We start from the raw sequence: 11,740 nt of genomic DNA on the forward strand, positions 1-11,740 counted from the left end.
GCCGCCGCCGAGAATTTCTCCGGTGGAGGCGAAGCGGGCTCAAAAGCGTCGGGGCGGGGCCCATCGGCAGTCAGTCGGTGACGGTCTCGGTCCCGTAGAAGCAGAAGTGGTCCTTGATCGCCGCCACTTCGGGCTTCGGGTCGGGATAGGCCCAGACGAGATCGGCCGCTCCCGGCAGTGACCAGTAGGAGGCATCTCCCTTGAACGGACAGTGTGTACGGGTCGTGGAGGCCGTCAGCAGCTCGGTGCGGACGTCTTCGGGCGGCAGGTAGTAGCGGACCGGGCAGCCGGTCTCGCGCAGCACGAGCGGCCGTCGGCTTTCGGCCAGCAGGAGGCCCTCGTGGACGACCCGGACGTGGTCGGTGCCGGGCTCGACGGTGATGCGGTGTCCCTCGACGGAAGTCATGACAGGTGCAGCGGACGGCGCACCCGTTTTCTTCCCCCGTCCCCACGCCTTTGGGGCGCGTCCGGCCCGGGCCCCGGGCTCTTCCGGGGCGCCTCCGGCCCGGCCCGCGTGCCGCCGTACGGTGTCCGTATGAACATCTGTGTCTTCCTCTCCGCGGCCGACCTCGACGAGCGCTACACCCGGCCCGCCCGGGAATTCGCCGAGCTGCTCGGAAGGGGCGGGCACACCCTCGTCTGGGGCGGCTCGGAGAGCGGGCTGATGAAGGTGGTCGCGGACGGCGTACAGGAGGCGGGCGGACGCCTGGTCGGCGTGTCCGTGGACTTCATGGCGCACCACGCCCGCGAGAACGCCGACGAGATGGTCTTCGCCCGCGACCTCGCCGAGCGCAAGGCGCTGCTGCTGGAGAAGGCCGACGCCGTCGTGATCATGGTCGGGGGCATGGGGACGCTCGACGAGGCCACCGAGATCCTGGAACTCAAGAAGCACGGCAAGCACACCAAGCCGGTGGTCCTGCTCAACGCGGACGGCTTCTACGACGGTCTGCGGCAGCAGTTCCTGCGGATGGACGAGGAGGGCTTCCTGCCGATGCCCCTCACCGACCTCGTCTTCTTCGCCGAGGACGGCGTCGGCGCGCTGGCCCACCTGGAGGAGTCCGCAGGCCGGCTCTGATCCCGGCCCCCCGGGCCCCGCGCGCCCGCCCGGTGCCGGTCCGGGACCGGGTGGGATCATGGAGCCCATGCCTACCCACCTCATCACCGGCGCCGGTTCCGGCATCGGAGCAGCCGTCGCCCGCCGCCTCCGCGACCGCGGTGACGACCTCGTCCTGCTGGCCCGCGACGCCGGCCGCGCCAAGGAACTCGCCGCCGCCCACCCCGGGGCCCGTACGCTCGTCGGTGACCTCGGCAACCCCGACCGGCTCTCCTGGGCCTTCGGCCAGCAGCCGATGCCCGAGAGCCTCGACTCGCTGCTGCACATCGCCGGCGTGGTCGAGCTGGGGAACATCGGCGAGCTCACCCCGAAGGCATGGCACTTCCAGCTCAACGCCAACCTCGTCGCTCCCGCCGAACTGACCCGGCTGATGCTCCCGCAGCTGCGCGTCGCGCGGGGGCACGTCGTCTTCGTCAACTCCGGCGCCGGACTCGCCGCGTCCGCCCAGTGGGGCGCCTACGCCGCCAGCAAGCACGGCCTCAAGGCGCTCGCCGACTCGCTGCGCCACGAGGAGCACGGCAACGGCGTCCGCGTCACCTCCGTCTACCCCGGCCGTACCGCCAGCCCCATGCAGGCCAAGGTCCACCAGCAGGAGGGCAAGGAGTACGACGCCGGACAGTGGATCGACCCGGAGTCCGTCGCCACCACACTCCTCATGGCGCTCGACCTCCCCCGCGACGCCGAGGTCAACGACCTGACGGTCCGCCCCGGTCGCTGACCCCGGCCGCCCGGCTCCCCCTCCCCGACGGGCGGCGGACGGGCGGCGGACAGGTGACGGACGGGCGGCGGACAGGGCCGCCGCCCCGGGACCGTACGCTTCCCGGGTGAGCGAGAAGAGCAGGTTCAGCGAGTGCGCGGCGACCGGGGTCGGGTCCATGCCCGGGGGCGACGCGCGGGAGACGGCGAAGACCGTCACCGGGTCCTTCGCGGACGGACAAGGCATCCCCCACCTGGCCGAACTCCCCGCCCGGGGCCCCGGCGCGGACATGATCGGACGGACCGTAGGACTCCTCGTGGAGATGTACGGGCACGTCGAGCCGAGCGGCTGGCGGATCAGCGACCGCCCCGGCCGCGACACCCGCCGCGCCCGTTCCTGGCTCGGCGAGGACCTCGACGCCCTGGAGGAGTACACCCAGGGGTACGGAGGAGTGCTCAAGGTCCAGGCGGTGGGGCCGTGGACCCTCGCCGCCTCCCTGGAGCGGCGCAACGGCGAGGCCGTCCTCGGCGACCCCGGCGCCTGCCGCGACCTCGCCGGGTCGCTCGCCGAGGGACTCCGGGCGCACCTCGCGGAGGTGCGCCGCCGCATTCCCGGCGCCGACGTCGTGCTCCAGCTCGACGAACCCTCACTGACCGCCGTACTCGGCGGGCGGGTCAGGACCGCGAGCGGCTACCGCACCTACCGCTCCGTGGACCGCCAGGTCGTCGAGGACACCCTGCGCGACCTGCTCGCCGTCGCCGGGGACGGCGCGGGGCTCGTGCACTCCTGCGCCCCCGAGGTCCCCCTCGCCCTGCTGCGGCGGGCCGGGGCCGCCGGGATCTCCTTCGACTTCTCGCTGCTCACCGAGCGGGAGGAGGAGGCGATCGGCGAAGCGGTCGAGAGCGGCACCCAGCTCCTCCTCGGCATCGTGCCGGGCACCGACGCCGCCTCGGCGGGATTGTCGGACCCGGGCGGTAGCGTCATGGGGGTCAGGACGCTGTGGAGCAGGCTGGGACTGAATCCGGGGACTCTCGCCGAGTCCGTCGTACTCACCCCGTCGTGCGGCCTCGCGGGCGCCTCACCCGCGTACGCACGTGCCGCGCTCGCCCACTGCGCCCGGGCGGCGCGATCCCTCGCGGACAACCCCGAGTGACGGGACGCGCGGCACGGTGCCCCGCCCCGGGGCCCGTGCCGCGCACTCCGCACCCTTCGAGAGACAGCCCCCAACGGGAGGACGGGACGATGACCGGCACCGGCGACGAGCGGACCCAGCAGGACACGGCGGTGCCCACCGAGGCACGGGAGCGGCACGCCCTCGTCGCCGACCAGATCGAGGACCACCGCTTCCGGTACTACGTGCGGGACCAGCCGGTCGTCAGCGACGCCGAGTTCGACCGGCTGCTGCGCGAACTGGAGGCGCTGGAGGAGGCCCACCCCTCGCTGCGCACCCCGGACTCGCCGACGCAGAAGGTCGCCGGTCCGTACATCACCGAGTTCACCTCCGTCGAGCACCGCGAGCGGATGCTCTCGCTGGACAACGCCTTCGACGACCTGGAGCTGGCCGCCTGGTTCGAGCGGGTCGCCAAGGACGTCGGCGCCACCGGCCACTCCTTCCTCTGCGAGCTGAAGGTGGACGGCCTCGCCGTCAACCTCACGTACGAACACGGCAGGCTGACCCGCGCCGCCACCCGGGGCGACGGCCGCGTCGGCGAGGACATCACCCCCAACGTCCGCACCATCGCCGAGATCCCGCACCGGCTGGAGGGCGACCGGATTCCCGCGCTGGTCGAGATCCGCGGCGAGGTCTTCTTCCCCATGGAGGACTTCGAGGGGCTCAACGCCCGCCTGGTGGAAGCCGGCGACAAGCCCTTCGCCAACCCGCGCAACGCGGCGGCCGGCTCGCTCCGCCAGAAGGACCCCAAGGTCACCGCCTCCCGCCCGCTGCACATGGTGGTCCACGGCATCGGCGCCCGCGAGGGCTTCGACATCGACCGCCTCTCGCACGCCTACGAACTCCTGCACGAGTGGGGCCTGCCGACCGCCCAGCACAACAAGGTGGTGGACACCCTCGACGGCGTACGCGAGTTCATCCGGTACTTCGGCGAGCACCGGCACTCCGTGAAGCACGAGATCGACGGGGTCGTCGTCAAGCTCGACGAGATCCCGCTCCAGGGCCGGCTCGGCTCCACCGCCCGCGCCCCGCGCTGGGCCATCGCCTGGAAGTACGCCCCGGAGGAGGTCAACACCAAGCTGGTCAACATCCGCGTCGCCGTCGGCCGCACCGGCCGCGTCACTCCGTACGCCCAGGTCGAGCCCGTGCTCGTGGCGGGTTCCGAGGTCGAGTTCGCCACCCTGCACAACCAGAACGTCGTCAAGGCGAAGGGCGTCCTCATCGGCGACACCGTCGTGCTGCGCAAGGCCGGCGACGTCATCCCCGAGATCCTCGGCCCGGTCGTGGACCTGCGCGACGGCACCGAGCGGGAGTTCGTGATGCCCACCGACTGCCCCGAGTGCGGCACCCCGCTGAAGCCGGCCAAGGAGGGAGACGTCGACCTCCGCTGCCCCAACGCCCGCTCCTGCCCGGCCCAACTGCGCGAACGCGTCTCCTACCTCGCCGGTCGCAAGTGCCTCGACATCGACCACTTCGGGTACGTGGCGGCCGCTGCCCTGACCCAGCCGCTGGAGCCCGCCGAGCCGCCGCTGCGCGACGAGGGCGACCTCTTCGGGCTGACGGTCGAGCAGCTGCTGCCGATCCGCGCCTACGTCCTGGACCCGGACAGCGGACTGCCCAAGCGCGACCCGAAGACCGGCGAGGAGAAGATCGCCACCGTCTTCGCCAACCAGCAGGGTGAGCCGAAGCGGAACGCGCTCGCCATGCTGGAGGGCATCGAGGCGGCCAAGCAGGCCCCGCTGGCCCGGGTGCTGACAGGGCTCTCCATCCGGCACGTCGGACCCGTCGCCGCGCAGGAGCTGGCCCGCCAGTTCCGCACCATCGACGCCATCGAGGCCGCGACCGAGAAGGAACTGGCGGACGCCGACGGCGTCGGCGACATCATCGCCGCCTCCGTCACGCAGTGGTTCGCCGTGGACTGGCACCGGGAGATCCTGCGCAAGTGGAGGGAGGCCGGGGTCCGGATGGCGGACGAGAGCACCGGCCAGGACGAGGGCCCGCGCCCGCTGGAAGGGCTCACCGTCGTCGTCACGGGCACCCTGGTCGGGTACACCCGGGACGGCGCCAAGGACGCGCTGCAGAGCAGGGGCGCCAAGGTCACCGGCTCGGTGTCGAAGAAGACCTCCTTCGTCGTCGTCGGCGACAACCCCGGCTCCAAGTACGACAAGGCGATGCAGCTCAAGGTGGCCGTCCTCGACGAGGCCGGGTTCGGGGTCCTGCTCGACGAGGGACCGGAGGCCGCGCGCGAGGCGGCGCTGCCGGCCGAGGAGCAGGCACCGGAGGAGCAGGCACCGGAGGAGCAGGCCCCGGAGGAGCAGGCCCCCGAGGAGCAGTGACCCGAGCAGTGCCCCGGGGGCGCGTCCCCCGGCCGTGAGGTGGGGGCGCCGGCCGGGCGGGGCGCGAGGACCGGGGCCGGTCCGGCATCGAGACGTCTCGGAACCACCCGGGGGAGTGGCCGTGCCCCGGAGCGGGGATGACACCGCACGGGCGGGAGGCGCCGGTCCGTCCGGCCTACCAGCACCACCCGTTCGGACCACGGCTGAGGGCGGCACGTCCGGCCCGGACCGGCCCCAAGAGGCCCGGAGCGCTGACCGGGAAGCCCTCGGCGTCCTACTGTTGGCTCCTGCGCCCCCCCGTGCACGGCTGCGAGGTGGGAGCGGGCCGTGGTGGCATGGGAGCGGGGGCCACCGTGTGACATCGGCACCGCAGGCTGTGAGAGGGACGGAATGAAGCCGACCGAGAACGCCGCACCCGTGTCACGCACGCAGGGTTTCGCGAGTCCCGTGCCGCACGTGGGCGCCGTCCTCGTGGCCCTCGCCGCCGTACAACTCGCCGCCGGCCTCGGCCGTGGCCTGCGGCACGGTGCCGCCCTCTTCCCGGACGGAACCGTCGGCTGGTCCCTGGCCGTCCTGACCGGCGTCATCGTCGGCCACCTCGTCGCCCTCGGCCGGGACCGGTGGTGGGGCGGCACGGGCTCCGGCTCCGCGCTGACCCTCGCCGTCCTGCTGCTCTACGGCTGGGTGCCCGCCGGACTCGTCAGCGTGATCGTCGTCGTCCTCGTCGGGGTCGCCCGACGCCACCGCTGGCAGCAGGGACTCCTCCACGGAGCCGTGGACATACTCGGCATCGGTGCCGCGGCCCTCGTGCTCGCCGCCCTCGGAGTCGAACCCAGCGTCGAGACGCCCTGGCAGCCCCTCGCCTGGGGTATCGACGCCCTGCCGGCCGTGGTGGGCTGCGCCGGTACCCATCTCCTCGTCACCCGGGCCCTGCTCTGGTACGCCCGCGCACCCCAGGGCGGCGGACTGCCGACCATCGCCCGCACCACCCTGCTGCGCCAGGGACTCGTCGCCGTCGCCCTGCTCGGCATCGCCCCGCTGATCTGCGTCGTCGCGATGACCATGCCCGTCCTGCTGCCGCTCTTCGCGGTACCGCTCATCGCGCTGGACTCCACGCTGTGGATCGCCCGCGCCCGCGCCGAGGAACAGCTCCGCGACCCGCTGACCGGACTGCCCAACCGGCAGTGGCTCCTCCAGCGGATCTGGTCCGCGCTGGAGGAAGCCGAATCCCTCGGCAACCGCTCCGCCCTGGTCCTCATCGACCTGGACCGCTTCCGCGCCGTCAACGACACCCTCGGCCACCTGGCCGGTGACCGGCTGCTGCTCCAGATCGCCGACCGGCTCCGGCTCGCCCTGCCGCGCGGCGCGGAGGCCGCCCGCCTCGGCGGCGACGAGTTCGCGGTGCTGCTTCCGTACACCGAGTCCACCACCAGCGCCCAGCGCGTCGCCCGGCACCTCGTCGCCGAACTCTCCTCCTCGCTCGACCTCGACGGGCTCTCCATGGTGCTGGAGGCCAGCGCCGGGGTCGCCGTCCATCCCGACCACGCGCAGGACGCCGAAGGACTGCTGCGCCGCGCGGACGTCGCCATGTACCAGGCCAAGCGGGACCGCACGGGCGTGGAGGTGTACGAGTCGAAGCGGGACAGCAACACCCCGGACCGGCTCGGACTCCTCGGCGACCTCCGCCGGGCCCTGGACGCGGGGGACGTGGAGCTGCACTACCAGCCCAAGGTCCGCTTCGACGGCCAGGTGGCCGGTCTCGAAGCCCTGGTGCGGTGGGTGCACCCCGAGCGCGGCCGGGTCCCCCCGGACGAGTTCATCGCCATCGCCGAGTCGTCCGGCCTGATGCCCCACCTGACCGATTACGTCCTGGAGACGGCCCTCGCCCAGGTCGCCCGCTGGCGGGCGGAGGGCCTCGACGTGCCCGTCGCCGTCAACGTCTCGCCGAGGGACGTGCACACCCCCGGTTTCGCCGGCGGGGTCGCCGCCCGGCTGGCCCGGCACGGTGTCCCGGCCGGTTCCCTCCAACTGGAGATAACCGAACACGTGCTGCTGGAGGACCCGCAGCGAGCCGCCGACACCCTGGCCGGTCTCACCGGGCACGGCGTCAAGATGTCGCTCGACGACTTCGGCACCGGCTACTCCTCCCTCGTCCACCTGCGCCGGCTGCCGGTGAGCGAACTCAAGATCGACCGGTCGTTCGTGGCCCGGCTCGCCGTCGACCAGGAGGACGCGGAGATCGTGCGCTGCACGATCGACCTCGCCCACTCGCTCGGACTGCTGGTCGTCGCGGAGGGCGTCGAGGACGACGAGACCTGGGAGCGGCTGCGGGACCTGCGCTGCGACGCCGTACAGGGCTGGCTGGTGGCTGCCGCGATGCCGCCGCAGGAGGCGACGGCCTGGCTGCGGGCGCGCGGCGAACACGGCTGGCGGCGCCCGGCCGAACTGAAGGCCGCGGCGGCAGCGGCGGCGGCCGGGGCAGTGGCCGGGGCGGTGGCCGGGGCGGTGGCCGGGACACCGGAGCCCGAGCAGCTCCCGTCCGGCCGCACGGTGAACTCCCGCCCGGCCACGGCCTGAGGCGGCGCGGCGGGCGGAGGTCACGAGCGGCGGGCACGGGGGGACGGGCCCGGGGGTACGGAGGAGGGCGCGGGGCCCGTGCCGGGGCGGCGCGGCGCCGGGCCCCCGCCGGGACCGCGCGGCACCCGGTGGCGGAGGCGCGGGCGGGCGACCCCATAGGATTGGGCCAAACCGACGTGGCCAATCCCGTTGGCCGACGTCACACCGTAGCCACACACCCCAACCCCTGAGGATCGCTGCATGCCTGGCATCACGCGCGAGGAGGTCGCCCACCTCGCCCGGCTGGCGCGTCTGGAGCTGAAGGGCGAAGAGCTCGAGCACTTCGCCGGTCAGCTCGACGACATCATCGGCGCGGTCGCCCGCGTCTCCGAGGTCGCCGACCAAGACGTACCGCCGACCTCCCACCCGCTGCCGCTGACCAACGTCATGCGGGCCGACGTGGTCCGCCCGTCGCTCACCGCCGAGCAGGCGCTCTCCGGCGCTCCCGCCCAGGAGCAGCAGCGTTTCAAGGTGCCGCAGATCCTGGGGGAGGAGTAATCACCATGACCGACCACAGCACCGTCATCAAGCTCACCGCGGCCGAGATCGCGTCGGCCATCGCCGCGGGCGAACTCACCGCCGTCGAGGTCACCGAGGCCCACCTGGCCCGGATCGAGGCCGTGGACGAGAAGGTCCACGCCTTCCTGCACATCGACCGCGAGGGCGCGCTCGCGCAGGCCCGCGCCGTCGACGCGAAGAAGGCCGCCGGCGAGAAGCTCGGCCCGCTGGCCGGCGTCCCGCTCGCGCTGAAGGACATCTTCACCACGAAGGACATGCCGACCACCGTCGGTTCCAAGATCCTCGAAGGCTGGGTCCCGCCGTACGACGCGACCCTCACGAAGAAGCTGCGCGAGGCCGACGTCGTCATCCTCGGCAAGACCAACATGGACGAGTTCGCCATGGGGTCCTCCACCGAGAACAGCGCCTACGGCCCGACCGGCAACCCGTGGGACCTCACCCGCATCCCCGGCGGCTCCGGCGGCGGTTCCTCCGCCGCGCTCGCCTCGTACCAGGCGCCGCTCGCCATCGGCACGGACACCGGCGGCTCGATCCGCCAGCCCGCCGCCGTCACCGGCACCGTCGGCGTCAAGCCCACCTACGGCTCGGTCTCCCGCTACGGCATGGTCGCCTTCTCGTCCTCCCTCGACCAGGGCGGCCCCTGCGCCCGCACGGTCCTGGACGCGGCCCTGCTCCACGAGGCCATCGCCGGGCACGACCCGATGGACTCCACCTCCATCGACGCCCCGGTCCCGCCGGTCGTCGAGGCCGCGCGGAACGGCTCCGTGGCGGGCATGCGCGTCGGCGTCGTCAAGCAGTTCTCGGGCGAGGGCTACCAGGCCGGTGTCGTCCAGCGCTTCACCGAGTCGGTCGAGCTGCTCCGTTCGCTGGGCGCGACCGTCGTGGAACTGGACTGCCCCTCGTTCGACCTGGCGCTCTCCGCGTACTACCTGATCGCGCCGTCCGAGTGCTCCTCGAACCTGGCCCGCTTCGACGCCATGCGCTACGGCCTGCGGGTCGGCGACGACGGCACGAAGTCCGCCGAGGAGGTCACCGCCCTCACCCGTGAGGCCGGCTTCGGCGACGAGGTCAAGCGCCGCATCATCCTCGGTACGTACGCCCTGAGCTCCGGGTACTACGACGCGTACTACGGATCGGCGCAGAAGGTCCGCACCCTCATCACCCGGGAGTTCGAGAAGGCCTTCGAGCAGGTCGACGTCATCGTGTCGCCGACCACGCCGACCACCGCCTTCCCGATCGGCGAGCGCGCCGACGACCCGATGGCGATGTACCTCGCGGACCTGTGCACCATCCCGACGAACCTCGCCGGCAACTCCGCCATGTCGCTGCCGTGCGGCCTGGCACCCGAGGACGGCCTGCCGGTCGGTCTTCAGATCATCGCCCCGGCGATGAAGGACGACCGTCTGTACAAGGTCGGAGCCGCCGTCGAGGCCGCCTTCGTGGAACAGTGGGGGCACCCGCTGCTCGAGGAGGCTCCGTCGCTGTGAGTGCCATGGCAAAGAAGGCCAAGAACTTCAAGAAGTCCCGGACCGGTCTGTACGTCTCGCTGGGCAGCACCGCCTTCGGTGCGATCAGCGTCGCCAAGCAGGCGAAACTGGCCCGCAACGACAACGACGTGCTGCGGCTCATCGACGCGGCCGTCTCCGCCGCCGCGATCGTCACCGGCCTCGCGATCCTGTACCGCGAACTGAAGCGTCTCGGCGACGACGACGTCCTGCTGGGCTGAGAGGGAAAGTTACACCGTGACTGTCATTGACCTGGTGTCGTACGAGGACGCTCTCGCGACGTACGACCCCGTCATGGGCCTCGAAGTCCATGTCGAGCTGGGCACCAAGACCAAGATGTTCTGCGGCTGCTCCACCGAGCTCAAGCAGGACGCCAACACGCAGACCTGCCCGGTCTGCCTCGGTCTGCCCGGCGCACTCCCCGTCGTCAACGAGATCGGCGTCGAGTCCGCCATCAAGATCGGCCTCGCGCTGAACTGCGAGATCGCCGAGTGGTGCCGCTTCGCCCGGAAGAACTACTTCTATCCGGACATGCCGAAGAACTTCCAGACCTCCCAGTACGACGAGCCGATCGCCTTCAACGGTTATCTGGACGTCCAACTGGAGGACGGCGAGATCTTCCGCGTGCAGATCGAGCGCGCCCACATGGAAGAGGACACCGGCAAGTCGACGCACGTGGGCGGGGCCACCGGCCGCATCCACGGCGCCTCGCACTCGCTGCTCGACTACAACCGCGCCGGCATTCCCCTCATCGAGATCGTCACCAAGCCGATCGAGGGAGCGGGCGCCCGCGCCCCCGAGGTCGCCAAGGCGTACGTCGCCGAGCTCCGCGAGCTCATCAAGGCGCTCGGCGTCTCGGAAGCCCGCATGGAGATGGGCCAGATGCGCTGCGACGTGAACCTGTCGCTGCGCCCGAACGGCACCGTCCCCCTCGGTACCCGCTCCGAGACGAAGAACGTGAACTCCCTGCGTTCCGTCGAGCGCGCCGCCCGGTTCGAGATCCAGCGGCACGCCGCGGTGCTCTCCTCCGGCGGCACGATCGTGCAGGAGACCCGGCACTTCCACGAGGAGGACGGCTCCACCACCTCCGGCCGCATCAAGGACAACGCCGAGGACTACCGCTACTTCCCGGAGCCGGACCTGGTGCCGGTCGCCCCGGCCCGCGAGTGGGTCGAGGAGCTCCGCAAGGGGCTCCCCGAACTGCCGCGCGTGCGCCGCAACCGGCTCCGTGAGGAGTGGGGCGTCTCCGAGTTCGACATGCAGTCGATCCTCAACGCCGGTGCCGTCGACCTGATCGTCGCCACCACCGAGGCGGGCGCCCCGTCCGACCAGGCCCGCAAGTGGTGGATGGGCGAGCTGGCCCGCAACGCCAACGAGACCGGCCGCGGCCTCGACGAGCTGCCCATCACCCCGGCGCAGGTCGCCCGGGTGACCGAGCTCGTCGCCGCGGGCGACCTCAACGACAAGCTGGCCCGCCAGGTCATCGAGGGCGTCCTCGCGGGCGAGGGCGACCCGGACACCGTCGTCGAGAAGCGCGGTCTGAAGGTCGTCTCCGACGAGGGCGCGCTCTCCACGGCCGTCGACGAGGCCATCGCCGCCAACGCGGGCATCGCGGACAAGATCCGGGCCGGCAAGGTCGCGGCGGCGGGCGCGCTCGTCGGCGCGGTCATGAAGGCCACCCGCGGTCAGGCCGACGCGGCCCGGGTCAGCGAGTTGATCCTGGAGAAGCTCGGCGTCGAGGGCTGACCCCGGAGAAGCCCGGCGCGGAGGGCTGACCCCCGG

At 72.3% G+C, this 11,740-nt stretch carries 10 protein-coding genes; 9 read left to right on the forward strand and 1 reads right to left on the reverse strand.

Annotated elements, in window-relative coordinates; genetic code table 11:
- Positions 1 to 70 precede the first annotated feature (70 nt).
- Complete coding sequence (locus ACFYPN_RS20830) at positions 71 to 406, reverse strand: DUF427 domain-containing protein (protein WP_358762787.1); 336 nt, start codon at positions 404 to 406, stop codon at positions 71 to 73.
- A gap of 129 nt (positions 407 to 535) precedes the next feature.
- Here ACFYPN_RS20830 and ACFYPN_RS20835 point away from each other — a divergent pair, with 129 nt between their 5' ends.
- From ACFYPN_RS20835 to gatB, 9 genes are all read left to right on the forward strand, one after another.
- Positions 536 to 1,075 carry a TIGR00730 family Rossman fold protein gene (locus tag ACFYPN_RS20835; protein ID WP_358762789.1) on the forward strand — a complete coding sequence of 180 codons (540 nt, stop codon included), beginning with the start codon at positions 536 to 538 and terminating at the stop codon, positions 1,073 to 1,075.
- A gap of 67 nt (positions 1,076 to 1,142) precedes the next feature.
- On the forward strand, positions 1,143 to 1,832 hold the full coding sequence (locus ACFYPN_RS20840) for an SDR family oxidoreductase (protein ID WP_358762791.1): 690 nt from the start codon (positions 1,143 to 1,145) through the stop codon (positions 1,830 to 1,832).
- 106 nt (positions 1,833 to 1,938) lie between these two features.
- Positions 1,939 to 2,964 carry a methionine synthase gene (locus tag ACFYPN_RS20845; protein WP_389299983.1) on the forward strand — a complete coding sequence of 342 codons (1,026 nt, stop codon included), beginning with the start codon at positions 1,939 to 1,941 and terminating at the stop codon, positions 2,962 to 2,964.
- A gap of 89 nt (positions 2,965 to 3,053) precedes the next feature.
- The gene (ligA, locus tag ACFYPN_RS20850; RefSeq protein ID WP_389299986.1) at positions 3,054 to 5,318 is read left to right on the forward strand and encodes an NAD-dependent DNA ligase LigA; all 2,265 of its coding nucleotides are present in this window, start codon (positions 3,054 to 3,056) and stop codon (positions 5,316 to 5,318) included.
- Between the two features lie 390 nt (positions 5,319 to 5,708).
- Entirely contained in the window at positions 5,709 to 7,895 is a 2,187-nt protein-coding gene (locus tag ACFYPN_RS20855) for a putative bifunctional diguanylate cyclase/phosphodiesterase (protein WP_389299988.1), read from the forward strand.
- Positions 7,896 to 8,135: 240 nt separating this feature from the next.
- A complete protein-coding gene (gene gatC / locus ACFYPN_RS20860) occupies positions 8,136 to 8,432 on the forward strand; it encodes an Asp-tRNA(Asn)/Glu-tRNA(Gln) amidotransferase subunit GatC (protein ID WP_358762798.1) in 297 nt (98 codons plus the stop codon).
- A 5-nt stretch (positions 8,433 to 8,437) separates the two neighbouring features.
- Positions 8,438 to 9,940 (forward strand): Asp-tRNA(Asn)/Glu-tRNA(Gln) amidotransferase subunit GatA, encoded by a 1,503-nt coding sequence (gene gatA / locus ACFYPN_RS20865; protein WP_389299989.1) that lies wholly within the window; start codon positions 8,438 to 8,440, stop codon positions 9,938 to 9,940.
- A gap of 5 nt (positions 9,941 to 9,945) precedes the next feature.
- Positions 9,946 to 10,179, forward strand: a complete 234-nt coding sequence (locus ACFYPN_RS20870; RefSeq protein ID WP_358762833.1) for a hypothetical protein — start codon at positions 9,946 to 9,948, stop codon at positions 10,177 to 10,179.
- 16 nt (positions 10,180 to 10,195) lie between these two features.
- Positions 10,196 to 11,704 carry an Asp-tRNA(Asn)/Glu-tRNA(Gln) amidotransferase subunit GatB gene (gene gatB, locus ACFYPN_RS20875; RefSeq protein ID WP_389299992.1) on the forward strand — a complete coding sequence of 503 codons (1,509 nt, stop codon included), beginning with the start codon at positions 10,196 to 10,198 and terminating at the stop codon, positions 11,702 to 11,704.
- Positions 11,705 to 11,740: the final 36 nt, after the last annotated feature.

Source organism: Streptomyces sp. NPDC005576 (genome assembly GCF_042871745.1).
Classification (GTDB): Bacteria; Actinomycetota; Actinomycetes; order Streptomycetales; family Streptomycetaceae; genus Streptomyces.